21 protein-coding genes, 4 tRNA genes and 2 rRNA genes (1 of these 27 running past the window's edge) are annotated in these 26083 nt (G+C 55.8%); all 27 read right to left on the bottom strand.

Annotated elements, in window-relative coordinates:
* Positions 1–2: 2 nt before the first annotated feature.
* Positions 3–827 (bottom strand): 50S ribosomal protein L2, encoded by an 825-nt coding sequence (rplB, locus tag ACVWSC_RS02400; protein WP_133210703.1) that lies wholly within the window; start codon positions 825–827, stop codon positions 3–5.
* 14 nt (positions 828–841) lie between these two features.
* Positions 842–1141 (bottom strand): 50S ribosomal protein L23, encoded by a 300-nt coding sequence (gene rplW, locus ACVWSC_RS02395; protein ID WP_010220306.1) that lies wholly within the window; start codon positions 1139–1141, stop codon positions 842–844.
* Positions 1138–1740 (bottom strand): 50S ribosomal protein L4, encoded by a 603-nt coding sequence (gene rplD / locus ACVWSC_RS02390; protein ID WP_442111860.1) that lies wholly within the window; start codon positions 1738–1740, stop codon positions 1138–1140. The genes rplW and rplD overlap by 4 nt, the downstream gene beginning before the upstream one ends.
* 12 nt (positions 1741–1752) lie before the next feature.
* Positions 1753–2388 (bottom strand): 50S ribosomal protein L3, encoded by a 636-nt coding sequence (rplC, locus tag ACVWSC_RS02385; RefSeq protein ID WP_133210707.1) that lies wholly within the window; start codon positions 2386–2388, stop codon positions 1753–1755.
* Between the two features lie 80 nt (positions 2389–2468).
* Positions 2469–2780 carry a 30S ribosomal protein S10 gene (gene rpsJ, locus ACVWSC_RS02380; RefSeq protein WP_003186070.1) on the bottom strand — a complete coding sequence of 104 codons (312 nt, stop codon included), beginning with the start codon at positions 2778–2780 and terminating at the stop codon, positions 2469–2471.
* A 143-nt stretch (positions 2781–2923) separates the two neighbouring features.
* Entirely contained in the window at positions 2924–4117 is a 1194-nt protein-coding gene (tuf, locus tag ACVWSC_RS02375; protein WP_442111841.1) for an elongation factor Tu, read from the bottom strand.
* A gap of 30 nt (positions 4118–4147) precedes the next feature.
* Positions 4148–6295, bottom strand: a complete 2148-nt coding sequence (fusA, locus tag ACVWSC_RS02370) for an elongation factor G (RefSeq protein ID WP_442111858.1) — start codon at positions 6293–6295, stop codon at positions 4148–4150.
* A gap of 30 nt (positions 6296–6325) precedes the next feature.
* Positions 6326–6796: a 30S ribosomal protein S7 gene (gene rpsG / locus ACVWSC_RS02365; protein ID WP_008089143.1), complete on the bottom strand. Its 471-nt coding sequence runs from the start codon at positions 6794–6796 to the stop codon at positions 6326–6328.
* A gap of 121 nt (positions 6797–6917) precedes the next feature.
* Positions 6918–7289, bottom strand: coding sequence for a 30S ribosomal protein S12 (gene rpsL, locus ACVWSC_RS02360; protein ID WP_003186084.1), 372 nt, complete (start codon positions 7287–7289; stop codon positions 6918–6920).
* A 210-nt stretch (positions 7290–7499) separates the two neighbouring features.
* The gene (rpoC, locus tag ACVWSC_RS02355; RefSeq protein ID WP_442111855.1) at positions 7500–11699 is read right to left on the bottom strand and encodes a DNA-directed RNA polymerase subunit beta'; all 4200 of its coding nucleotides are present in this window, start codon (positions 11697–11699) and stop codon (positions 7500–7502) included.
* Positions 11700–11763: 64 nt separating this feature from the next.
* The gene (rpoB, locus tag ACVWSC_RS02350) at positions 11764–15837 is read right to left on the bottom strand and encodes a DNA-directed RNA polymerase subunit beta (protein ID WP_442111853.1); all 4074 of its coding nucleotides are present in this window, start codon (positions 15835–15837) and stop codon (positions 11764–11766) included.
* A 218-nt stretch (positions 15838–16055) separates the two neighbouring features.
* Entirely contained in the window at positions 16056–16421 is a 366-nt protein-coding gene (gene rplL / locus ACVWSC_RS02345; protein ID WP_442111851.1) for a 50S ribosomal protein L7/L12, read from the bottom strand.
* A 78-nt stretch (positions 16422–16499) separates the two neighbouring features.
* The gene (rplJ, locus tag ACVWSC_RS02340) at positions 16500–17000 is read right to left on the bottom strand and encodes a 50S ribosomal protein L10 (RefSeq protein WP_442111849.1); all 501 of its coding nucleotides are present in this window, start codon (positions 16998–17000) and stop codon (positions 16500–16502) included.
* A gap of 199 nt (positions 17001–17199) precedes the next feature.
* A complete protein-coding gene (gene rplA / locus ACVWSC_RS02335) occupies positions 17200–17895 on the bottom strand; it encodes a 50S ribosomal protein L1 (protein ID WP_442111847.1) in 696 nt (231 codons plus the stop codon).
* A complete protein-coding gene (gene rplK, locus ACVWSC_RS02330; protein WP_442111845.1) occupies positions 17895–18326 on the bottom strand; it encodes a 50S ribosomal protein L11 in 432 nt (143 codons plus the stop codon). The genes rplA and rplK overlap by 1 nt, the downstream gene beginning before the upstream one ends.
* Positions 18327–18445: 119 nt before the next feature.
* Positions 18446–18979, bottom strand: coding sequence for a transcription termination/antitermination protein NusG (nusG, locus tag ACVWSC_RS02325; RefSeq protein ID WP_010220294.1), 534 nt, complete (start codon positions 18977–18979; stop codon positions 18446–18448).
* A 9-nt stretch (positions 18980–18988) separates the two neighbouring features.
* Positions 18989–19357 carry a preprotein translocase subunit SecE gene (secE, locus tag ACVWSC_RS02320; protein WP_442111843.1) on the bottom strand — a complete coding sequence of 123 codons (369 nt, stop codon included), beginning with the start codon at positions 19355–19357 and terminating at the stop codon, positions 18989–18991.
* Between the two features lie 45 nt (positions 19358–19402).
* Positions 19403–19478 (bottom strand) — tRNA-Trp (locus ACVWSC_RS02315).
* A gap of 53 nt (positions 19479–19531) precedes the next feature.
* Positions 19532–20725: an elongation factor Tu gene (gene tuf, locus ACVWSC_RS02310; protein WP_442111841.1), complete on the bottom strand. Its 1194-nt coding sequence runs from the start codon at positions 20723–20725 to the stop codon at positions 19532–19534.
* A gap of 85 nt (positions 20726–20810) precedes the next feature.
* A tRNA-Thr gene (locus ACVWSC_RS02305) sits at positions 20811–20886 on the bottom strand.
* A 26-nt stretch (positions 20887–20912) separates the two neighbouring features.
* Positions 20913–20986 (bottom strand) — tRNA-Gly (locus tag ACVWSC_RS02300).
* A 23-nt stretch (positions 20987–21009) separates the two neighbouring features.
* Positions 21010–21094, bottom strand: a tRNA-Tyr gene (locus tag ACVWSC_RS02295).
* Positions 21095–21237: 143 nt separating this feature from the next.
* Positions 21238–21666: a hypothetical protein gene (locus tag ACVWSC_RS02290; protein WP_442111840.1), complete on the bottom strand. Its 429-nt coding sequence runs from the start codon at positions 21664–21666 to the stop codon at positions 21238–21240.
* Between the two features lie 7 nt (positions 21667–21673).
* Positions 21674–22420, bottom strand: a complete 747-nt coding sequence (locus ACVWSC_RS02285) for a pantothenate kinase (protein WP_442114244.1) — start codon at positions 22418–22420, stop codon at positions 21674–21676.
* Entirely contained in the window at positions 22410–23369 is a 960-nt protein-coding gene (gene birA / locus ACVWSC_RS02280) for a bifunctional biotin--[acetyl-CoA-carboxylase] ligase/biotin operon repressor BirA (RefSeq protein ID WP_442114243.1), read from the bottom strand. Before birA ends, ACVWSC_RS02285 begins: the two co-directional genes overlap by 11 nt.
* Positions 23370–23595: 226 nt before the next feature.
* A 5S ribosomal RNA gene (rrf, locus tag ACVWSC_RS02275) occupies positions 23596–23711 on the bottom strand.
* A gap of 129 nt (positions 23712–23840) precedes the next feature.
* Positions 23841–26083: ribosomal RNA gene (locus tag ACVWSC_RS02270) — 23S ribosomal RNA — on the bottom strand (it continues 648 nt past the right edge of the window).

The raw sequence follows: 26083 nt of genomic DNA, 5'->3' as shown, positions 1-26083 counted from the left end.
ATTTACTTGCGACGACGGACGATCATGTTGTCGGTACGCTTATTACCACGAGTCTTAGCACCCTTGGTTGGGAAGCCCCATGGCGATACCGGATGACGACCACCGGAGGTACGACCTTCACCACCACCATGTGGGTGGTCAACCGGGTTCATGGCAACACCACGAACGGTTGGGCGAACGCCACGCCAGCGTTTGGCACCGGCTTTACCCAGCGAACGCAGGCTGTGCTCGGAGTTCGAGACTTCGCCCAGGGTCGCACGGCATTCAGCCAGGACTTTACGCATTTCACCGGAGCGCAGACGCAGGGTCACATAGACACCTTCGCGAGCGATCAGCTGAGCCGAAGCACCAGCGGAACGTGCGATCTGAGCACCTTTACCCGGCTTCAGTTCGATGCCGTGGATGGTGCTACCCACTGGAATGTTGCGCAGTTGCAGGGAGTTGCCTGGCTTGATTGGAGCCAGAGCGCCTGCGATCAGCTGGTCGCCAGCAGCAACGCCTTTAGGGGCGATGATGTAGCGGCGCTCGCCGTCTGCGTAGCACAGCAGTGCGATGTGAGCAGTACGGTTTGGATCGTATTCGATACGCTCGACAGTGGCGACGATGCCATCTTTGTCGTTGCGACGGAAGTCGACCATACGGTAATGCTGCTTGTGACCACCACCTACGTGACGCGTAGTGATGCGGCCATTGTTGTTACGACCACCAGACTTCGACTTCTTCTCGAGCAGCGGTGCGTGAGGAGCGCCTTTATGCAGCTCCTTGTTGACCACCTTGACCACGAAACGGCGGCCAGCGGAAGTCGGTTTGCATTTAACGATTGCCATGATGCACCCCTTCCTTACTCAGCACTGCTGCTGAAATCGAGATCTTGGCCTGGCTGAAGGGAGACGATCGCCTTCTTCCAGTCATTACGCTTGCCCAGACCACGTGCGGTACGCTTGGTTTTACCCAGAACGTTAACAGTCGACACGTTTTCGACTTTTACGCCGAACAGGCCTTCGACAGCTTTCTTGATTTCCAGCTTGGTTGCATCAGTAGCAACCTTGAATACGAACTGGCCTTTTTTCTCAGCCAGAACGGTAGCCTTCTCGGAAACGTGCGGGCCAAGGAGGACTTTAAATACGCGTTCCTGGTTCATCCCAGCAGCTCCTCGAATTTCTTCACGGCCGACACAGTGATCAACACTTTGTCGTATGCGATCAGACTGACCGGATCGGAACCCTGTACGTCACGTACGTCGACGTGCGGCAGGTTACGAGCAGCCAGGTACAGATTCTGATCAACAGCGTCAGAAACGATCAGTACGTCGCTCAGACCCATGCCGTTCAGCTTGTTCAGCAGGTCTTTGGTTTTCGGTGCTTCAACAGCGAAGTCCTGAACCACGACCAGACGGTCGGTACGCACCAGCTCAGCGAGGATGGAGCGCAGAGCTGCGCGGTACATCTTCTTGTTGAGCTTTTGCGAGTGGTCTTGAGGACGAGCTGCGAAAGTGGTACCGCCGCCACGCCAGATTGGGCTACGGATAGTACCGGCACGAGCGCGACCAGTACCTTTCTGACGCCATGGGCGCTTACCGCCACCAGCGACGTCGGAACGGGTTTTCTGCTGCTTGGTGCCCTGACGGCCGCCGGCCATGTAGGCCACGACTGCTTGGTGAACCAGCGTCTCGTTGAATTCGCCACCGAAAGTCAGTTCGGAAACTTCGATCGCTTGAGCGTCATTTACATTAAGTTGCATGTCAGCTTCCCCTTAACCGCGAGCCTTGGCAGCCGGACGCACAACCACGTTACCGCCAGTAGCGCCTGGAACGGCACCCTTGACCAGCAACAGATTGCGTTCAGCGTCGACGCGCACTACTTCCAGGGACTGAACGGTCACGCGCTCGGCGCCCATATGACCGGACATTTTCTTGCCCTTGAATACACGACCAGGAGTCTGGCACTGGCCGATAGAGCCCGGGACGCGGTGGGAAACGGAGTTACCGTGGGTGTTATCTTGACCACGGAAATTCCAGCGCTTGATAGTACCGGCGAAGCCTTTACCTTTGGACTGACCGGTAACGTCTACCAGCTGACCTGCAGCGAAGATTTCAGCGTTGATCGAGTCGCCAGCCTTGAACTCGCCTTCTTCAAGACGGAATTCCTGGACCAGACGACCAGCGGCAACGTTCGCCTTAGCGAAGTGACCTGCTTGAGCAGCAGTCACGCGCGAAGCACGACGCTCACCTACAGTGACTTGCACTGCACGGTAGCCATCGGTTTCTTCAGTTTTGAACTGGGTGACACGATTCGGCTCGATCTCAATGACCGTGACCGGAATGGAGACACCTTCTTCGGTGAAAATACGGGTCATACCCGCTTTACGACCGACTACACCAATAGTCATGTTGTAAACCTCATGAGTGTACGGGGCTTTCACCCGCTATGGCCGCCCATTTCAGAGCGTTACACGACTAAGACCAGGTCTTAGCCGAGGCTGATCTGCACTTCCACACCTGCTGCAAGATCAAGCTTCATCAGCGCATCAACGGTTTTATCCGTTGGCTGGACGATGTCCAGAACGCGCTTATGAGTACGGATCTCGTACTGGTCACGCGCGTCTTTGTTGACGTGCGGGGAGACCAGAACGGTGAACCGCTCTTTGCGAGTAGGCAGTGGAATTGGACCACGCACTTGAGCACCAGTACGTTTCGCGGTTTCCACGATTTCCTGGGTGGATTGGTCGATCAGGCGATGGTCAAAAGCCTTCAACCTGATACGGATTTGCTGATTTTGCATTGGATTTCAGACTCCAGGCTGCTATTCCCACCGGGCGCACTACGCCCGTTAAAAGGAGGCGTGATTCTATAGACGCCCCTATTGGGTGTCAACCCAATAAAAAAAGCCCCCGCTGAGCGGGGGCTTTTTCAACCTATCGAGTATTACTCGATGATTTTGGCTACGACGCCAGCGCCGACGGTACGACCGCCTTCACGGATAGCGAAACGCAGACCATCTTCCATTGCGATGGTTTTGATCAGAGTGACAGTCATCTGGATGTTGTCACCTGGCATTACCATTTCAACGCCTTCTGGCAGCTCGCAGTTACCAGTCACGTCAGTAGTACGGAAGTAGAACTGTGGACGGTAGCCTTTGAAGAACGGAGTGTGACGGCCGCCTTCTTCCTTGCTCAGAACGTAAACTTCTGCGGTGAACTTGGTGTGCGGCTTAACCGAACCTGGCTTGACCAGAACCTGACCACGCTCAACGTCGTCACGCTTGGTGCCACGCAGCAGAACGCCGCAGTTCTCGCCAGCACGGCCTTCGTCCAGCAGCTTACGGAACATCTCAACACCGGTGCAGGTGGTGGTGGAGGTGTCACGCAGACCAACGATTTCCAGAGCGTCTTGAACGCGGACGATACCACGCTCGATACGACCGGTAACAACGGTACCACGACCCGAGATCGAGAATACGTCTTCGATTGGCATCAGGAACGGCTTGTCGATAGCACGCTCTGGCTCTGGGATGTAGCTGTCCAGAGTTTCAACCAGACGCTTGACAGCGGTGGTGCCCATTTCGTTGTCGTCTTTGCCTTCCAGCGCCATACGAGCCGAACCGATGATGATCGGGGTGTCGTCGCCTGGGAAGTCGTAGGTGGACAGCAGGTCGCGAACTTCCATCTCGACCAGTTCCAGCAGCTCAGCGTCGTCTACCAGGTCAGCCTTGTTCAGGAAGACCACGATGTACGGAACGCCAACCTGACGGGACAGCAGGATGTGCTCACGGGTTTGCGGCATCGGACCATCGGCGGCCGAGCAAACCAGGATCGCGCCGTCCATCTGGGCAGCACCGGTGATCATGTTCTTCACGTAGTCAGCGTGACCTGGGCAGTCAACGTGAGCGTAGTGACGAATGTTCGAGTTGTACTCGACGTGCGCGGTGTTGATGGTGATACCACGAGCTTTTTCTTCTGGAGCCGAGTCGATTTTGTCGAACTCAACAACGGCCGAACCGAAAACTTCGGAGCAGACGCGAGTCAGAGCTGCGGTCAGAGTGGTTTTACCGTGGTCAACGTGACCGATGGTGCCAACGTTGACGTGCGGAAGGGAACGATCAAATTTTTCTTTAGCCACGACAGTGAACCTCTTGCCTAAAGGGCTGGATTAGCCTTGTTTTTTAACGAGTGCTTCGACGATATTCGACGGAGCTTCGGCGTATTTGGAGAATTCCATGGAGTAGCTCGCGCGACCCTGAGACATGGAACGAACGTCGGTCGCATAACCGAACATCTCTCCGAGCGGAACTTCAGCACGGACAACCTTGCCGGACACCGAATCTTCCATACCCTGGATCAGACCACGACGACGGTTCAGGTCACCCATCACGTCACCCATGTAGTCCTCAGGGGTCACAACTTCTACCTTCATGATCGGCTCAAGCACTTTACCGCCACCCTTCTGGGCCAGCTGCTTGGTCGCCATGGAGGCCGCCACCTTGAACGCCATCTCGTTGGAGTCGACGTCGTGGTAGGAACCATCAAACACGGTTGCCTTCAGGCCGATCAGCGGATAGCCGGCAACGATGCCGTTCTTCATCTGCTCTTCGATACCCTTCTGGATCGCCGGGATGTATTCCTTAGGAACCACACCGCCTACAACTTCGTTGTGGAATTCCAGACCTTCGGTGATGTTGCCTTGCGCGTCCACTGTTGGCTGCGAGAAGCGAATCCAGCAGTGACCGAACTGACCACGACCACCGGACTGACGAACGAATTTACCTTCGATCTCGACATTGTCCTTGGTGATCTGCTCACGGTAGGAAACCTGTGGCTTACCGATGTTGGCTTCGACGTTGAACTCGCGCTTCATACGGTCAACGAGGATGTCCAGGTGAAGCTCACCCATACCGGAGATGATGGTCTGGCCGGTTTCTTCGTCGGTCTTGACGCGGAACGATGGGTCTTCCTGAGCCAGCTTGCCCAGTGCGATACCCATTTTTTCCTGGTCCTGCTTGGTCTTCGGCTCAACAGCTACCGAGATCACAGGCTCTGGGAAGTCCATACGCTCAAGGATGATCGGCTTGTCGGCGTTGCACAGGGTGTCACCAGTGGTGACGTCCTTCATGCCGATCAGAGCAGCGATATCGCCTGCCAGTACTTCTTTGATCTCTTCACGCTGGTTGGCGTGCATCTGCACCATACGACCAACGCGCTCTTTCTTGCCCTTGACCGAGTTGATCACGGAGTCGCCAGACTGCAGCATACCCGAGTAAACGCGGACGAAAGTCAGAGTACCAACGAACGGGTCGGTGGCAATCTTGAACGCCAGAGCCGAGAACGGCTCAGCGTCGTCAGCATGACGCTCGTCATACTGCTCAGGCTTCAGCTCATCCTTCGGAATCTCGATCAGGTCAGGGTGGATACCCTTGATCGCAGGAATCTCGGTAGGAGCAGGCAGGAAGTCGATGACAGCATCGAGAACCAGAGGAACGCCCTTGTTCTTGAAGGAAGAACCGCAGACAGCCGGAACGATCTCGCTGGCCAGGGTGCGCGCGCGCAGACCGGCTTTGATTTCTTCGACGGTCAGCTCACCTTCTTCAAGGTACTTGTTCATCAGCTCTTCGGTGGCTTCTGCAGCGGCTTCGACCATGTTGGCGCGCCACTCTTCAGCCAGGTCCAGCATATCGGCAGGAATCTCTTCCTCACGATAAGTGGTGCCCTTGTCGTCTTCGTTCCAGTAGATCGCCTTCATCTTGATCAGGTCGACCTGACCCTGGAAGTTGTCTTCCGAGCCGATAGCCAGCTGAACCGGAACCGGGGTGTGACCCAGACGGTTTTTGATCTGACCTACAACGCGCAGGAAGTTGGCACCAGCACGGTCCATCTTGTTCACGTAAACAACACGTGGAACGCCGTACTTGTTAGCCTGACGCCATACGGTTTCGGACTGCGGCTCAACGCCGGAAGTACCGCAGAACACAACGACCGCGCCGTCGAGTACACGCAGCGAACGCTCTACTTCAATAGTGAAGTCAACGTGGCCTGGGGTATCGATGACGTTTACGCGGTATTTGCCGTACTGGCCACGGGAACCTTCCCAGAAAGTGGTTACAGCAGCGGAGGTAATGGTAATACCCCGCTCCTGCTCCTGCACCATCCAGTCGGTGGTCGCGGCGCCGTCGTGCACCTCGCCCATTTTGTGGCTCAGACCTGTGTAGAACAGGATCCGCTCGGTAGTGGTAGTTTTGCCCGCGTCAACGTGCGCGCAAATACCAATGTTACGGTAGCGGTTAATTGGTGTGGTACGAGCCATAGAGCCCTCGCAAAAATAGTGATGCCTGAATTAGAAGCGGTAGTGCGAGAACGCTTTGTTGGCTTCAGCCATACGGTGCACGTCTTCACGCTTCTTGACTGCAGCACCTTTGCCTTCAGCGGCATCCAGCAGCTCGCCAGCCAGGCGCAGAGCCATAGACTTCTCGCCACGCTTACGGGCGTAGTCTACCAACCAGCGCATTGCCAGGGCGTTACGACGGGATGGACGAACTTCTACAGGAACCTGGTAGGTAGCACCGCCAACACGGCGCGACTTAACTTCGACCAGCGGAGCGATGGCGTCGAGAGCTTTCTCGAAGATTTCCAGGGGATCGCTGTTCTTGCGTTCTTTAACCTTGTCCAGTGCACCGTAAACGATACGCTCGGCAACGGCTTTCTTGCCGCTTTCCATTACGTGGTTCATGAACTTGGCGAGGATCTGGCTTCCGTATTTTGGATCGTCCAGAATCTCACGCTTGGCTGCTACACGACGTCTTGGCATTGATAAGCCCTCAAACGGTCTTCAGGTTAGCCCGGGACAGGTGCCCCCAAGGGGTGCGTGCCCGACCTTACTCTTATCGACTCAATAAAATGAATTGCTGCAAACTGCTACAAACGACCGATTACTTCGGACGCTTGGTACCGTACTTCGAACGGCCTTGGTTACGACCTTTAACACCGGAAGTATCCAGGGAACCGCGAACGGTGTGGTAACGAACACCTGGCAAGTCTTTTACACGGCCGCCACGGATCAGTACGACGCTGTGCTCTTGCAGGTTGTGGCCTTCACCACCGATGTACGAGGAAACCTCGAAACCGTTGGTCAGACGCACACGGCATACTTTACGCAGTGCCGAGTTAGGTTTTTTCGGCGTAGTGGTGTACACACGGGTGCACACGCCACGACGTTGCGGGCAGTTCTGCAGCGCAGGAACGTCGGATTTCTCGACGATACGCTTACGCGGCTGACGTACCAGCTGGTTGATAGTTGCCATCTACTAGCTCCACTGTTGTCTTGCGACGCTATTGTCTTGCAAGAAAAGCAAAAATTGGCAGGACGAAGTCCCACCAAATTTAGGGGTACAAGAGTCTAAAGAGGATCTTGCGCCCAGTCAAGACAAGGCCCCAGCCTCCCCCCTCCAGTCATCGGCAACAATTTATGTTGCCAATGACCAGATCGGGTCAGCCAGGGCCCTGTCCTACTTTCAGTTACCGCTGGAATTCAGCGCTTCGGTCAGTGCGGCTTCCACCTCACTGGCACTTACGCGCAGCGGTTTGTCGGCATCACGGCGACGCTTACGCTCGCTGTGGTAGGCCAGACCGGTACCGGCCGGGATCAGACGACCCACGACCACGTTTTCTTTCAGGCCGCGCAGGTAGTCGCGCTTGCCAGTTACCGCCGCTTCGGTCAGAACACGGGTGGTCTCCTGGAAGGAGGCCGCCGAGATGAACGACTCGGTGGACAGCGAGGCCTTGGTGATACCCAGCAGTACGCGCGAGAACTTGGAGATGAACTTATCTTCAGTCGCCAGACGCTCGTTCTCTACCAGTACCTGGGTCAGTTCCATCTGGTCGCCCTTGATGAAGCTGGAGTCACCCGACTCGGTGATCTCAACTTTACGCAGCATCTGACGCAGGATGGTCTCGATGTGCTTATCGTTGATCTTCACGCCTTGCAGACGGTAAACGTCCTGAATCTCGTTGACGATGTACTTGGCCAGCGCGCTCACACCCAGCAGACGCAGGATGTCGTGCGGATCGCTAGGACCGTCGGAGATAACTTCGCCGCGGTTCACTTGTTCGCCTTCGAAGACGTTCAGGTGACGCCACTTCGGAATCAGCTCTTCGTACGGATCGCTACCATCGTTCGGGGTAATGACCAGACGGCGCTTGCCCTTGGTCTCTTTACCGAAGGCGATGGTGCCGCTGACTTCAGCCAGAATCGACGCTTCTTTCGGACGGCGCGCTTCGAACAGGTCAGCAACGCGCGGCAGACCACCGGTGATGTCACGGGTTTTCGACGTTTCTTGCGGAATACGCGCAATAACGTCACCAACGCCGATCTGAGCACCGTCAGCCACACCAACCAGAGCGTTCGCCGGCAGGAAGTACTGAGCCGGTACGTCGGTACCTGGCAGCAGCAAGTCTTTGCCATTGGCGTCGACCATCTTGATTGCAGGACGGATTTCCTTACCTGCAGCCGGACGGTCTTTGACGTCCAGAACTTCAATGTTGGTCAAACCAGTCAATTCGTCAGTCTGACGCTTGATGGTGATGCCTTCTTCCATGCCCACGAAGGTCACGGTACCTTTCATTTCGGTAACGATCGGGTGGGTGTGCGGGTCCCACTTGGCGACGATTGCGCCAGCGTCGACCTTGTCGCCTTCCTTCACCGAAATTACCGCACCGTAAGGCAGCTTGTAGCGCTCACGCTCACGACCGAATTCGTCGGCAATCGCCAACTCACCGGAACGCGATACGGCAACCAGGTTACCGTCAGCACGCTCAACCTGCTTCAGGTTGTGCAGACGCACCATACCGCCGTTCTTCACCTGGACGCTGTCGGCAGCCGAGGTACGGCTTGCAGCACCACCGATGTGGAACGTACGCATGGTCAGCTGAGTACCCGGCTCACCGATCGACTGAGCAGCGATAACGCCGACAGCTTCACCGATGTTCACCTGGTGACCGCGAGCCAGGTCACGGCCGTAGCACTTGGCGCAGATGCCGTAGCGAGTTTCGCAGCTGATCGGCGAACGCACGATCACTTCGTCGATGCTGTTCAGCTCGATGAACTCAACCCACTTCTCGTCGACCAGGGTACCGGCCGGAACGATGACATCGTCGGTGCCTGGCTTGAACACGTCACGGGCGATAACACGACCCAGTACACGCTCACCCAGCGGCTCTACTACATCACCGCCTTCAATGTGCGGCGTCATCAGCAGGCCTTGCTCGGTGCCACAGTCGATCTCGGTAACAACCAGATCCTGGGCAACGTCTACCAGACGACGGGTCAGGTAACCGGAGTTCGCGGTTTTCAACGCGGTATCCGCCAGACCTTTACGAGCACCGTGAGTCGAGATGAAGTACTGAAGTACGCTCAGACCTTCACGGAAGTTCGCGGTGATCGGCGTCTCGATGATCGAGCCGTCCGGCTTGGCCATCAGACCACGCATACCGGCCAGCTGACGAATCTGAGCTGCCGAACCCCGGGCACCGGAGTCAGCCATCATGTACATCGAGTTGAAGGACTCTTGCTCGACTTCGTCGCCATGACGGTCGATGACTTTCTCTTTCGAGAGGTTGGCCATCATCGCCTTGGAAACTTCGTCGTTCGCCTTGGACCACAAGTCGATTACTTTGTTGTACTTCTCGCCCTGGGTTACCAGGCCGGAGGCGTACTGGCTCTCGATCTCTTTCACTTCGTCGGTAGCGGTACCGATGATGCGGGCTTTCTCGTCCGGGATAACGAAGTCGTTAACGCCGATGGAGACGCCGGAGATGGTCGAGTAGGCAAAACCGGTGTACATCAGCTGGTCAGCGAAGATCACGGTCTCTTTCAAACCAACCACGCGGTAGCACTGGTTGATCAGTTTGGAGATCGCCTTTTTCTTCATTGGCTGGTTGACCACGTCGTACGACAGACCTGGTGGTACAACCTGGAACAGCAGTGCACGGCCGACAGTGGTGTCGACAATACGGGTGTTCTTGACGCTGCCGCCATCACGATCATTAACGGTTTCGTTGATACGAACCTTGATCTTGGCGTGCAGGGCAGCTTCGCCGGCGCGGAATACGCGGTCGACTTCCTGCAGGTCAGCAAATACGCGACCTTCGCCCTTGGCATTGATGGCTTCACGGGTCATGTAGTACAGACCCAATACAACGTCCTGCGACGGAACGATGATTGGCTCACCGTTAGCTGGCGACAGAATGTTGTTGGTCGACATCATCAGCGCGCGCGCTTCGAGCTGGGCTTCCAGCGTCAGCGGCACGTGAACGGCCATTTGGTCACCGTCGAAGTCGGCGTTGTACGCAGCACAGACCAGCGGGTGCAGCTGAATAGCTTTACCTTCGATCAGTACCGGTTCAAAGGCCTGGATACCCAGACGGTGAAGGGTCGGTGCACGGTTGAGCAGTACGGGGTGTTCGCGAATCACTTCAGCGAGAACGTCCCACACCTCTGGCAGCTCGCGCTCGACCATCTTCTTGGCAGCTTTGATGGTGGTCGCCAGACCACGCATTTCCAGCTTGCCGAAAATGAACGGTTTGAACAGCTCCAGAGCCATCTTCTTCGGCAGACCGCACTGATGCAGACGCAGGGTCGGACCTACGGTAATTACCGAACGGCCAGAGTAGTCAACACGCTTACCGAGCAAGTTCTGACGGAAACGACCTTGCTTACCCTTGATCATGTCGGCCAGGGACTTCAGAGGACGCTTGTTCGAACCGGTGATGGCACGGCCGCGACGGCCGTTATCCAGCAAGGCATCGACAGCTTCCTGCAGCATGCGCTTTTCGTTGCGCACGATGATGTCCGGCGCGGACAGGTCGAGCAGGCGCTTCAGACGGTTGTTACGGTTGATCACCCGACGATACAGATCGTTCAGGTCAGAAGTCGCGAAGCGACCGCCATCAAGCGGAACCAATGGACGCAGGTCTGGCGGCAGAACCGGCAGAACGGTCAGGACCATCCACTCAGGCAGGTTGCCCGAGCCCTGGAAGGCTTCCATCAGTTTCAGACGCTTGGACAGCTTCTTGATCTTGGTTTCCGAGTTGGTCTGCGGAATCTCTTCGCGCAGGCGGCCGATCTCGTGCTCCAGGTCGATAGCGTGCAGCAGCTCGCGGACAGCCTCGGCACCCATGCGGGCGTCGAAGTCATCACCGAACTCTTCCAGCGCTTCGAAATACTGCTCGTCGTTGAGCAGTTGACCTTTTTCCAGCGTGGTCATGCCCGGATCGATAACGACATAGCTCTCGAAGTAGAGAACGCGCTCGATATCACGCAGGGTCATGTCCATCAGCAGGCCGATACGGGACGGCAGCGATTTCAGGAACCAGATGTGAGCAACTGGAGAGGCCAGTTCGATGTGCGCCATGCGCTCACGACGAACCTTGGCCAGGGCGACTTCAACGCCGCACTTCTCACAGATGACGCCACGGTGTTTCAGGCGCTTGTACTTACCGCACAGGCACTCGTAGTCCTTGACTGGGCCAAAGATCTTGGCGCAGAACAGGCCGTCACGCTCAGGCTTGAACGTACGGTAGTTGATGGTTTCCGGCTTTTTAACTTCACCGAACGACCACGAACGGATCATCTCAGGCGAGGCCAATCCGATACGGATGGCGTCGAACTCTTCGACTTGACCCTGGTTTTTCAGCAAATTCAGTAGGTCTTTCAAGGCCTTTCCTCCTGGCGGAGCAGGGAGTGGGCTTTTCAGCCACACTCCCGATTCGCGTCACGTGTTATTCGGTTTCCAGATCGATATCGATACCGAGCGAACGGATCTCTTTGATCAACACGTTGAAGGACTCGGGCATGCCCGGCTCCATACGGTGATCGCCGTCCACGATGTTTTTGTACATCTTGGTCCGACCGTTCACGTCGTCCGACTTCACTGTGAGCATTTCTTGCAGGGTGTATGCCGCGCCGTATGCTTCCAGCGCCCACACTTCCATCTCCCCGAAACGCTGACCACCGAACTGCGCCTTACCACCCAGCGGCTGCTGGGTAACCAGGCTATAAGAACCAGTGGAACGCGCGTGCATCTTGTCGTCCACCAAGTGGTTCAGCTTGAGCATGTACATGTAACCAACGGTCACTGGACGCTCGAACTTGTTACCGGTACGGCCGTCGAACAGCTGCATCTGACCGCTTTCTGGCATGTCTGCCAGTTTCAGCATGGCCTTGATCTCGCGCTCCTTGGCACCGTCGAAGACTGGAGTGGCCATTGGCACACCGCCTTTGAGGTTCTTCGCCAGATCCAGGATTTCCTGGTCGGAGAAGTCTTCCAGGCTTTCCTGACGACCACCGATCTCGTTGTAGATCTCGGTGAGGAACTTACGCAGTTCAATAACCTTGCGCTGCTCTTCTAGCATGCGGTTGATCTTCTCGCCCAGACCTTTAGCCGCCAGGCCAAGGTGGGTTTCGAGGATCTGACCAACGTTCATACGCGATGGTACACCCAGAGGGTTGAGTACCACGTCAACTGGCGTACCGTTGGCGTCGTGCGGCATGTCTTCGACCGGCATGATCACAGAGACCACACCTTTGTTACCGTGACGACCGGCCATCTTGTCGCCCGGCTGGATGCGACGACGGATTGCCAGGTAGACCTTGACGATCTTCAGTACGCCCGGTGCCAGGTCATCGCCCTGCTGCAGCTTGCGCTTCTTGTCTTCGAACTTGTCGTCGAGCAGACGGCGACGATCAACGATGTAGGCCTGAGCCTTCTCGAGTTGCTCGTTCAGCGCATCTTCGGCCATACGCAGTTTGAACCACTGGCCGTGCTCCAGACCGTCCAGTACTTCGTCGGTGATGACAGTGCCTTTCTTCAGGCCTGCACCACCGTCGACGACCTGGCCGTTCAGGGCAGAACGCAGACGCTCGAAGGTTGCGCCTTCAACGATACGGAACTCTTCGTTCAGGTCCTTGCGGATTTCGTCGAGCTGCATCTTCTCGATGGACAGCGCACGGCTATCGCGCTCAACGCCGTCACGGGTGAAGACCTGTACGTCAATGACAGTACCTTTGGTGCCAGTAGGCACGCGCAGGGAGGTGTCTTTAACGTCGCTGGCCTTCTCACCGAAGATTGCACGCAGCAGCTTCTCTTCTGGCGTCAGCTGGGTTTCGCCTTTTGGCGTGACCTTGCCAACCAGAATGTCGCCAGCGCCAACTTCAGCACCTACGTAAACGATACCGGCTTCGTCCAGCTTGTTCAGCGCAGCTTCACCGACGTTCGGGATGTCCGCGGTGATTTCCTCTGGGCCAAGCTTGGTGTCACGGGCCACACAGGTCAGTTCCTGAATGTGGATCGTGGTGAAGCGGTCTTCCTGAACCACACGCTCGGACAGGCAGATGGAGTCTTCGAAGTTGAAGCCGTTCCACGCCATGAACGCGATGCGCATGTTCTGACCCAGTGCCAGCTCACCCATATCGGTGGACGGACCGTCGGCCATGATGTCGCTACGCTGAACCACGTCACCTTTGCTCACTAGCGGACGCTGGTTGATGCAGGTGTTCTGGTTCGAACGGGTGTATTTGGTCAGGTTGTAGATGTCGACACCGGCTTCACCGGTCTCAACTTCGTCATCAGCAACGCGAACCACGATACGGCTGGCGTCGACAGAGTCGATCACGCCGCCACGACGAGCCACGACGCAAACGCCGGAGTCACGGGCAACGTTACGCTCCATGCCGGTACCAACCAGCGGCTTGTCAGCACGCAGAGTAGGTACAGCCTGACGCTGCATGTTCGAACCCATCAACGCACGGTTGGCGTCGTCGTGCTCGAGGAACGGAATCAGCGACGCAGCAACCGAAACTACCTGCTTCGGCGATACGTCCATCAAGGTGACGTCTTCCGGCGCCTTGACGGTGAATTCGTTCAGGTGACGAACGGCTACCAGCTCGTCGATCAGTTGCTTCTTCTCGTTCATCGCAGCCGAAGCCTGAGCGATAACGTGATCAGCTTCTTCAATCGCCGACAGGAACACGATGTCGTCGGTAACCACGCCCTCTTTCACTACGCGGTACGGGCTTTCCAGGAAGCCGTACTGGTTGGTGCGGGCATAGGCTGCCAGGGAGTTGATCAGACCGATGTTCGGACCTTCAGGGGTCTCGATCGGGCACACACGGCCGTAGTGGGTCGGGTGTACGTCACGGACTTCAAAGCCTGCGCGCTCACGGGTCAGACCACCAGGGCCGAGTGCGGAGACACGACGCTTGTGGGTAATTTCCGAGAGCGGGTTGTTCTGGTCCATGAACTGCGAGAGCTGGCTGGAGCCGAAGAACTCTTTCACCGCGGCCGCTACCGGCTTGGCGTTGATCAGGTCCTGAGGCATCAGGCCTTCGCTTTCGGCCATCGACAGACGCTCTTTGACCGCGCGCTCAACACGCACCAGGCCAACGCGGAACTGGTTCTCGGCCATCTCGCCAACACAACGGACGCGACGGTTACCCAAGTGGTCGATGTCGTCGACGATGCCTTTGCCGTTACGGATATCAACCAGGGTCTTGAGGACCTCGACGATATCTTCCTTGCTCAGCACGCCCGAACCTTCGATCTCGGTACGACCGATACGACGGTTGAACTTCATGCGGCCAACGGCCGACAGGTCGTAACGCTCGGCGCTGAAGAACAGGTTGTTGAACAGGGTCTCGGCAGCATCCTTGGTTGGCGGCTCGCCAGGACGCATCATGCGATAGATCTCGACCAGCGCTTCCAGTTGGTTGCTGGTGGAATCGATCTTCAGAGTATCGGAGATGAACGGACCGCAATCGATATCGTTGGTGTACAGGGTCTCGATACGGACAACCTGCGCCTTGGCGATCTTGATCAGCAGTTCGGTGTTCAGCTCGGTGTTGCACTCGGCCAGGATTTCGCCAGTCGCCGGGTGAACGATAGCCTTGGCAGTGGTACGGCCCAGGACGTATTCCATTGGAACGTCGAGCTGCTTCACGCCAGCTTTTTCCAGCTGGTTGATGTGACGAGCGGTAATACGACGACCCTGCTCGACAATCACCTTACCGGTTTCGTCATGGATGTCCATGACTGCAACTTCACCACGCAGGCGCTGAGGCACCAGCTCCAGGCTCAGTTTCTCGCCGGAGATGTGGAATACGTTGGTGGTGTAGAAAGCGTCCAGCACTTCTTCAGTGCTGTAGCCCAAAGCACGCAACAGTACCGAAGCAGGCAGCTTACGACGACGGTCGATACGGACGAATACACAGTCTTTCGGATCGAACTCGAAGTCCAGCCAGGAACCGCGGTAAGGAATGATACGTGCCGAGTACAGCAGCTTGCCCGAGCTGTGCGTCTTGCCACGGTCGTGGTCGAAGAACACACCTGGCGAACGGTGCAGCTGGGAAACGATTACACGCTCGGTACCGTTGATAACGAAGGTACCGTTTTCAGTCATCAGGGGGATTTCACCCATGTAGACTTCTTGCTCTTTGATGTCCTTGATCGCTTTGTTCGACGATTCTTTGTCGAAAATGATCAGGCGCACTTTTACCCGCAGCGGAACCGCGTAGGTCACGCCGCGCAGGACGCATTCTTTGACATCAAAAGCCGGTTCGCCCAGACGATAGCCAACGTACTCCAGGGCAGCATTGCCGGAGTAGCTGATGATCGGGAAAACCGATTTGAAGGCCGCATGCAGGCCCACGTCGCGGAACTGATCTTTGGTCGCTCCCGCTTGCAAGAATTCACGATACGAATCCAGCTGGATGGCCAGGAGGTAAGGCACATCCATGACGTCCGGCAACTTGCTAAAGTCCTTGCGGATACGTTTTTTCTCAGTGTATGAGTAAGCCATCAGCGTTCCCCAGCTTGGTCACCTGCTTGTTTGGCTTCTCCCGACGGGAGCAGCCAGAAAATCGTGCAAACCCCATGGTTTGCGCCACCCATTCGGTGGTTACCGCTCGTTATCGGGGCCGACCTGATCGACCACCAATAACGGAAAAAGGCCGGTGGCAAAAGCCACCAGCCGTCAGCCGTTTGCTTAACGCTCCGGCTGGAGTCGCAAAGTCGAGATTACTTCAGCTCGACAGTAGCGCCTGCTTCTTCCAGCTTCTTCTTCGCGTCTTCAGCGGCTTCTTTCGAAACGCCTTCAGCGATGACAGCAGGAGCGCCGTCAACTTTCTCTTTGGCTTCTTTCAGGCCCAGACCGGTGATTTCACGAACAGCCTTGATCACGTTGACTTTCTTCTCGCCAGCAGCGGCCAGAACAACGTTGAACTCGGTTTGCTCTTCAACAACGGCAGCGGCAGCAGCTGGGCCAGCAGCGGCAACAGCAGCGGTAACACCGAAGGTTTCTTCCATCGCTTTGATCAGCTCAACAACTTCCAGAACGGTTTTCTGGCCGATTGCTTCGATGATTTGTTCGTTAGTCAGAGACATGACTTGAATCCTGTATTGGGGTGACAGCTTATGCAGCCATCAAATTAAACATGTGATTTAGAAAGCGCTTTCTGTGCCTTAGGCAGCAGTAGCTTCTTTCTGGTCGCGAATAGCTGCCAGAGTACGAGCCAGCTTGCTGGTAGCGCCCTGGATGACGCTCATCAGCTTCGCGATAGCCTCGTCGCGAGTTGGCAGGGTAGCCAACACGTCGATTTCGTTAGCGGCAATGAACTTGCCGTCAAACGCAGCTGCCTTGATCTCGAACTTGCTCTGACCCTTGGCGAACTCTTTGAACAGACGGGCAGCAGCGCCCGGGTGCTCGTTGGAGAAAGCGATCAGGGTCGGGCCAGTGAAGGCGTCGTTGAGGACACTGAATTCAGTGTCAGCAACAGCGCGCTTGAGCAGGGTGTTACGTACGACACGTACGTATACGCCAGCTTCACGAGCCTCTTTACGGAGTCCGGTCATTGCGCCTACAGTCACGCCACGGGCATCAGCCACAACAGCGGACAGAGCGACTTTGGCAGCCTCGTTGACTTCAGCGACGATGGCCTTCTTGTCTTCGAGTCTAATTGCCACGGGTAAAACTCCTGCTTGTTACCGTTTCATCTGGCCGAAGCCGGATGTCGTTTTGGTGTCTGATTCGGTAAGGAATCGGGAGCACCATCTGCGTAGGCTTAAGGTTTAAGGCTTGCGCCGCCTACGGTCTTGGATAGCCCCCGCCAGGCAGGGACCCCAATTTTTTCAAACTGGCGCGATCGCTCGCGCCGGTTTTGTCTTACGCGCTCAGCGAGCCCTGGTCGATGACCAGGCCTGGACCCATGGTGGTGCTCAGGGTAACGCGCTTGACGTAGATACCTTTCGAGGAAGCTGGCTTGATACGCTTCAGATCAGCGATCAGGGCTTCAACGTTTTCCTTCAGCTTGCCAGCTTCAAAGCCGACTTTGCCAACGGAGGTGTGGATGATGCCGTTTTTGTCGGTACGGTAGCGAACCTGACCAGCCTTGGCGTTTTTAACCGCGGTGGCTACGTCTGGAGTTACGGTGCCGACTTTCGGGTTAGGCATCAGGCCGCGTGGACCCAGAACCTGACCCAGCTGACCTACAACACGCATTGCGTCCGGGGAAGCAATAACGACGTCATAGTTCAGGTCGCCGCCTTTCATTTCGGCAGCCAGATCGTCCATACCTACACGGTCAGCGCCGGCAGCCAGAGCGGCCTCAGCAGCTGGACCCTGGGTGAAGACAGCTACACGTACAGTCTTGCCAGTGCCGTGTGGCAGCACAGTAGCGCTACGAACGACTTGGTCGGATTTACGTGGGTCAACGCCGAGGTTGACGGCAACGTCGAAGGATTCGCTGAACTTCACGGTGGACAGTTCGGCCAGCAGGTTTGCTGCTTCTTCGAAGTTGTAGACTTTGCCAGCTTCGAGCTTCGAAGCAATGGCCTTTTGGCGCTTGGTCAGCTTAGCCATTACACACCCTCCACGTTGAGGCCCATGCTGCGAGCAGAACCGGCGATAGTACGCACGGCTGCATCCAGGTCAGCGGCAGTCAGATCAGCACTTTTGGTTTTTGCGATCTCTTCCAGCTGAGCACGGGTCACAGTACCGACTTTAACGGTGTTCGGACGTGCAGAACCGCTGGTCAGGCCAGCTGCTTTCTTCAGCAGAACCGAAGCAGGGGTGCTTTTGGTTTCGAAGGTGAAGCTGCGGTCACTGTAAACAGTGATGATCACAGGAGTCGGCAGGCCGGCTTCTTGACCCTGAGTACGGGCGTTGAAGGCCTTGCAGAATTCCATGATGTTCACACCGTGTTGACCCAGTGCTGGACCAACGGGTGGGCTTGGGTTGGCCTGGCCGGCCTTTACTTGCAGCTTGATGTAAGCCTGAATCTTCTTAGCCATGAGCTACTCCAATATCGGGTACGAACGCCTGAAGGCTCCCCGGATTACTTGCGTTTTATCCCAGTGACGACAAAACCCCGCAGCACATAGGGCTGCGGGGTATGGGATGCGTTGTTCTGCTAGACCTTTTCGACCTGGCTGAACTCGAGCTCTACCGGGGTAGAGCGTCCGAAAATAAGCACGGCCACTTGGATCCGGCTCTTTTCGTAGTTAACTTCTTCAACAGTACCGTTGAAATCGGCAAACGGACCGTCAATTACGCGGACCACTTCGCCCGGCTCGAACAAGGTCTTCGGCTTAGGCTTGTCGCTGCCATCAGCAACACGACGCAAGATAGCCTCAGCTTCTTTGTCGGTGATCGGCGCAGGCTTGTCTGCGGTACCACCAATGAAGCCCATGACACGAGGGGTATCTTTGACCAAGTGCCAAGTACCTTCGTTCATGTCCATCTGAACCAGCACGTAACCTGGGAAGAACTTACGCTCGCTCTTGCGCTTCTGGCCATTGCGCATCTCAACGACTTCTTCAGTCGGGACCAGAATTTCGCCGAAACCGTCTTCCATGCCAGCCAGCTTTACGCGCTCGATCAGCGAGCGCATTACATGCTTCTCGTAACCCGAGTAAGCATGCACAACGTACCAACGCTTAGCCACGGGACACCCTTAGCCAACAATCAAGGAAATCAACCAACCCAGCAGGGAGTCAAGACCCCACAGCAGCAGCGCCATCACCAGAACAACCGCCACTACGATGAGCGTGGTTTGCGTGGTTTCTTGGCGGGTTGGCCATACGACTTTACGAATCTCGGTGCGAGCTTCCTTCACCAGCGTAAAGAACGACTTACCCTTGACGGTCTGCAAGGCGATAAAGCCAGCAGCCGCAGCAAGAACAAGCAGAGCGAGTACGCGATACAGAATCGGCGAAGCAGAGTAATAAAGATTACCTACAACACCAACAACTACCAAAGCGACAACAGCCAGCCACTTGAGCAGATCAAAACGAGAGTCTTGGGCTTCAGCCTTGGGAGTCATCTAGGAAGATCCTGTGAAAAGAAAGCCAGACACACGAGGTGAATCTGGCAGGTCAGGAGGGAATCGAACCCCCAACCTACGGTTTTGGAGACCGTCGCTCTGCCAATTGAGCTACTGACCTAAAAGCTTATCAGGCCGGCCATTATGCCGACCTGATCGAGAGAAATCAACTACTTATTCGATAATCTTTGCTACGACGCCAGCGCCGACGGTACGACCGCCTTCACGGATAGCGAAACGCAGACCATCTTCCATTGCGATGGTTTTGATCAGAGTGACAGTCATCTGGATGTTGTCACCTGGCATTACCATTTCAACGCCTTCTGGCAGCTCGCAGTTACCAGTCACGTCAGTAGTACGGAAGTAGAACTGTGGACGGTAGCCTTTGAAGAACGGAGTGTGACGGCCGCCTTCTTCCTTGCTCAGAACGTAAACTTCTGCGGTGAACTTGGTGTGCGGCTTAACCGAACCTGGCTTGACCAGAACCTGACCACGCTCAACGTCGTCACGCTTGGTGCCACGCAGCAGAACGCCGCAGTTCTCGCCAGCACGGCCTTCGTCCAGCAGCTTACGGAACATCTCAACACCGGTGCAGGTGGTGGTGGAGGTGTCACGCAGACCAACGATTTCCAGAGCGTCTTGAACGCGGACGATACCACGCTCGATACGACCGGTAACAACGGTACCACGACCCGAGATCGAGAATACGTCTTCGATTGGCATCAGGAACGGCTTGTCGATAGCACGCTCTGGCTCTGGGATGTAGCTGTCCAGAGTTTCAACCAGACGCTTGACAGCGGTGGTGCCCATTTCGTTGTCGTCTTTGCCTTCCAGCGCCATACGAGCCGAACCGATGATGATCGGGGTGTCGTCGCCTGGGAAGTCGTAGGTGGACAGCAGGTCGCGAACTTCCATCTCGACCAGTTCCAGCAGCTCAGCGTCGTCTACCAGGTCAGCCTTGTTCAGGAAGACCACGATGTACGGAACGCCAACCTGACGGGACAGCAGGATGTGCTCACGGGTTTGCGGCATCGGACCATCGGCGGCCGAGCAAACCAGGATCGCGCCGTCCATCTGGGCAGCACCGGTGATCATGTTCTTCACGTAGTCAGCGTGACCTGGGCAGTCAACGTGAGCGTAGTGACGAATATTCGAGTTGTACTCAACGTGCGCGGTATTAATGGTAATGCCGCGAGCCTTCTCTTCTGGAGCGCTGTCGATCTTGTCGAATTCAACAACAGCCGAACCGAAAACTTCGGAGCAGACGCGAGTAAGCGCTGCGGTCAGCGTGGTCTTGCCATGGTCAACGTGACCAATGGTGCCGACGTTAACGTGCGGCAGACTACGATCAAACTTTTCCTTAGCCATCGAGACAGTCCTCAACAAGAAGAAATAAGCAGGTTGGTACAGCCATTAAAACAAAGGCAGATATTTTCATATCTGCCTTGTTATATGGAGCTCTTGAGCGGATTTGAACCGCTGACCTCACCCTTACCAAGGGTGTGCTCTACCAACTGAGCTACAAGAGCGTAACACTGTGCAACAACAGCAAACTTGGAGCGGGTAGCGGGAATCGAACCCGCATCATCAGCTTGGAAGGCTGAGGTTCTACCACTAAACTATACCCGCGGAGCTAGCTGCTCTCGCTAAACTGGTGGAGGGGGAAGGATTCGAACCTTCGAAGTCGTAGACGTCAGATTTACAGTCTGATCCCTTTGGCCGCTCGGGAACCCCTCCTGAACGTGGGCGGCATTTTCAACTCTTGCCGTCCTTCTGTCAAGCTTTTTCTCATTAAAATCTTGAGGTTAGCTAATTTGACAGCGCTTCACAGATATCCATCTAGTGGTGTTCCCTGTGGAGCGGGCGCCATTCTATGCAAACTATTCGACGGTTGCAACACCCTCGCACAACATTATTTTATGTTTTAAGTCTTTGAAATCGTTGGAAAGACTGGAAAGCAGGGTTTGGTCCAGCAAACGCTGGCTCCGAGGTGAAATTTGCAGCCACAAACCCGTCGCATCACCCAGCCGACCAGACACCTGCCGCGCGACCACATCCAGAGTAAGGAGTCGCTGACGCAAGGCATTGAGCTGCTCCTGGGTGTCCAAGCCACCTATATAGAGGCACTCCGCCCCCCGCTTGGAAGACGGTTTACCCTGCTGCGACTCGCTGAGCAGATGAATATCCTGCTGACTGCCCTTATACAGCGATAGCGGCGCTACCTCTTTAACCTTCAAGGGCGCCTCCTGCTGATGCCAGACGTAATAGACGCCATTGAGCACCACCAACAACAGAAACAACCAGCGCATAATCACCTCAGTCCAGGGGACAAGCCATTGCCAGACCAACAAACACCAGGTCAGGCACCACCCGAGCCTGCGGCGCAGCCTCTTGCACCAGAGGCGCATCGCCCCCCGTCAGCAATACGGTGAAGTCATTGCCCCACAAAGCCTGCGCGTGCTCCAACTGAGAGCGCACAAAACCCTGCAGCATATGCACACAACCCCGCTCAACCGCTTCAACCGTTGAGCGTCCGGGCGCCATACTCGACAACGCTCGCTCAGCGGACGCATCGTCGTAGCGAATCCGTCGGGTGTGAGTGCGCAACTGACTGCGCATCAATGGCATCCCCGGGCAGATGAAGCCCCCCAGGTGCTCGCCATCAGCAGCGACAAAATCAGCCTTGGCCGCCGTGCCAAAGTCCATGACCAGACACGCACCGGCCGCCAGGCGATATGCCCCCAGCACTGCCAGCCAGCGATCCAGACCAAGACGCTGGTAGTCCTCATATCCGTTGCGCACACCGCCAACCTCTTTGGCTGGCTGGGCAACCAATATCTGCAGCCCAAAGCGCTCGAACAATAGCGCCGAAAGACTGCTTGTCTCCTCCTCACTGCGAACACTGACGAGGCGGCCACGTCGAGGGGCCTCAGGAAGAGCGCTGATTTCTGCCAATAGGGCCTGATCAGAGGCCACTACCCCACCCGCAACGATAGACGCATCAGCGCTGCGGATAACACGCCACTTTATAAAGCTGTTACCGCAATCGAGCTCAAGAATCATCACGCAACCTCAAACTGAGCTCACCACCACTGAAGCTCTTCTCTACTCCATCGACCGCAAGACGTAATGCACCCTGCCCGTCGATACCCAATACCACACCATCGATCTTATTGACGCCAGCAATCAAGGACACCGGCCTACCCTGCCAAACATGTGCCTGCTCCCATTCTTGCTGTAACCCGCCGAAACCGGATTGCCGATGCTTCTCCAGGTAAACCTGCAAGCTGTCATTGAGCCTGGCGACCAATAGGTTGCGATCGATTGCGGCACCCGTCTCACGGCATACAGAAGTCCACTGCTGATCGACCTCCTCGGTAGCCAACATATTCACGTTAATGCCGATCCCCAGCACAACATGACAAACATCTGCTGGATCACCGACGAGCTCCAGGAGGATGCCAGCAATCTTATGGTTGTTGACCAAGATGTCGTTCGGCCACTTCAAGCCGGCTTCAGCGACTGCAAATGATTGCAACGTACGCAAGACCGCAAGCCCCACAACCAGACTCAACCCTTCGAGCTGGCGCATACCGCCATCGATACGCAGCACCAGACTGTAGTAGAGGTTTTCAGCAAAAGGACTGGCCCACTGCCGCCCACGGCGTCCGCGACCTGCAGTCTGGCGCTCGGCCAGCACCAGGAAGGGGGCAACCTGGCCTTCAGCAATTGCGCGCAAGGCCTGGGCGTTGGTCGAATCGATGCTGTCAAAGATAAGTGCTGGCCAACACTCACCTTGCGAGTGCTCGACGATTGCCGACTCCTCCAGCAAGGCCAGCGGCTTCGCCAACTGATAGCCACGACCACGGACCTTATGAATAGGTAGATTCAGCTCGGCCTCGAGGTGCTGCAACTGCTTCCAGACAGCACTACGACTGACGCCAAGGGCGACCCCCAGGTCCTGCCCGGAATGGAACCGACCATCCGCGAGGAGCTTCAACAACTTCAGCATGCCAATCTCGAATCGTAATGAGGCTGGCATGATAGCCATGCAGGCGGGGATTGCATAGAAAACAGTAGGCTCGGCGGCCTGGCTGGAGCCGCGATGCGGTGTGTCAGGCAGATTGAGATCGCGGGGCAAGCCCGCTCCCACAAGAAGAAGCCCATCCCAGCAGATTTTGGTCGGCGGAAAGACAAAACCCCTACCTGCATGCGCAGATAGGGGTTTCGGAATTTAATCTTGACGATGACCTACTCTCACATGGGGAAACCCCACACTACCATCGGCGATGCATCGTTTCACTGCTGAGTTCGGGATGGGATCAGGTGGTTCCAATGCTCTATGGTCGTCAAGAAATTCTGTTGCCAGAAGGTCTTGTTAGACACTCCAGCGAATTGGGTATGTGACTCTGTGGTTTTGCAAACTTTCGGTGACTTTCGTCTTCACCACCACAATCTGCGCTGCAGATTGCTTGGGTGTTATATGGTCAAGCCTCACGGGCAATTAGTATTGGTTAGCTCAACGCCTCACAGCGCTTACACACCCAACCTATCAACGTCGTAGTCTTCGACGGCCCTTCAGGGAGCTCAAGGCTCCAGTGAGATCTCATCTTGAGGCAAGTTTCCCGCTTAGATGCTTTCAGCGGTTATCTCTCCCGAACATAGCTACCCGGCAATGCCACTGGCGTGACAACCGGAACACCAGAGGTTCGTCCACTCCGGTCCTCTCGTACTAGGAGCAGCCCCTCTCAAATCTCAAACGTCCACGGCAGATAGGGACCGAACTGTCTCACGACGTTCTAAACCCAGCTCGCGTACCACTTTAAATGGCGAACAGCCATACCCTTGGGACCGGCTTCAGCCCCAGGATGTGATGAGCCGACATCGAGGTGCCAAACACCGCCGTCGATATGAACTCTTGGGCGGTATCAGCCTGTTATCCCCGGAGTACCTTTTATCCGTTGAGCGATGGCCCTTCCATACAGAACCACCGGATCACTAAGACCTACTTTCGTACCTGCTCGACGTGTCTGTCTCGCAGTCAAGCGCGCTTTTGCCTTTATACTCTACGACCGATTTCCGACCGGTCTGAGCGCACCTTCGTACTCCTCCGTTACTCTTTAGGAGGAGACCGCCCCAGTCAAACTACCCACCATACACTGTCCTCGATCCGGATAACGGACCTGAGTTAGAACCTCAAAGTTGCCAGGGTGGTATTTCAAGGATGGCTCCACGCGAACTGGCGTCCACGCTTCAAAGCCTCCCACCTATCCTACACAAGCAAATTCAAAGTCCAGTGCAAAGCTATAGTAAAGGTTCACGGGGTCTTTCCGTCTAGCCGCGGATACACTGCATCTTCACAGCGATTTCAATTTCACTGAGTCTCGGGTGGAGACAGCGCCGCCATCGTTACGCCATTCGTGCAGGTCGGAACTTACCCGACAAGGAATTTCGCTACCTTAGGACCGTTATAGTTACGGCCGCCGTTTACCGGGGCTTCGATCAAGAGCTTCGCGTTAGCTAACCCCATCAATTAACCTTCCGGCACCGGGCAGGCGTCACACCCTATACGTCCACTTTCGTGTTTGCAGAGTGCTGTGTTTTTAATAAACAGTCGCAGCGGCCTGGTATCTTCGACCGGCATGGGCTTACGGAGCAAGTCCTTCACCCTCACCGGCGCACCTTCTCCCGAAGTTACGGTGCCATTTTGCCTAGTTCCTTCACCCGAGTTCTCTCAAGCGCCTTGGTATTCTCTACCCAACCACCTGTGTCGGTTTGGGGTACGGTTCCTAGTTATCTGAAGCTTAGAAGCTTTTCTTGGAAGCATGGCATCAACCACTTCGTCGCCTAAAGGCAACTCGTCATCAGCTCTCGGCCTTAAGATCCCGGATTTACCTAAGATCTCAGCCTACCACCTTAAACTTGGACAACCAACGCCAAGCTGGCCTAGCCTTCTCCGTCCCTCCATCGCAATAACTAGAAGTACAGGAATATTAACCTGTTTTCCATCGACTACGCTTTTCAGCCTCGCCTTAGGGACCGACTAACCCTGCGTCGATTAACGTTGCGCAGGAAACCTTGGTCTTTCGGCGTGGGAGTTTTTCACTCCCATTGTCGTTACTCATGTCAGCATTCGCACTTCTGATACCTCCAGCAAGCTTCTCAACTCACCTTCACAGGCTTACAGAACGCTCCTCTACCGCGTCACCTAAGTGACACCCGTAGCTTCGGTGCATGGTTTGAGCCCCGTTACATCTTCCGCGCAGGCCGACTCGACTAGTGAGCTATTACGCTTTCTTTAAAGGGTGGCTGCTTCTAAGCCAACCTCCTAGCTGTCTAAGCCTTCCCACATCGTTTCCCACTTAACCATGACTTTGGGACCTTAGCTGACGGTCTGGGTTGTTTCCCTTTTCACGACGGACGTTAGCACCCGCCGTGTGTCTCCCATGCTCGGCACTTGTAGGTATTCGGAGTTTGCATCGGTTTGGTAAGTCGGGATGACCCCCTAGCCGAAACAGTGCTCTACCCCCTACAGTGATACATGAGGCGCTACCTAAATAGCTTTCGAGGAGAACCAGCTATCTCCGAGCTTGATTAGCCTTTCACTCCGATCCACAGGTCATCCGCTAACTTTTCAACGGTAGTCGGTTCGGTCCTCCAGTCAGTGTTACCTAACCTTCAACCTGCCCATGGATAGATCGCCCGGTTTCGGGTCTATACCCAGCG

The organism is Pseudomonas sp. NUPR-002, from assembly GCF_056322725.1.
The sequence above is the reverse complement of the archived record's forward strand: the minus strand, read 5'-3'. Positions and strand labels throughout refer to the sequence as shown.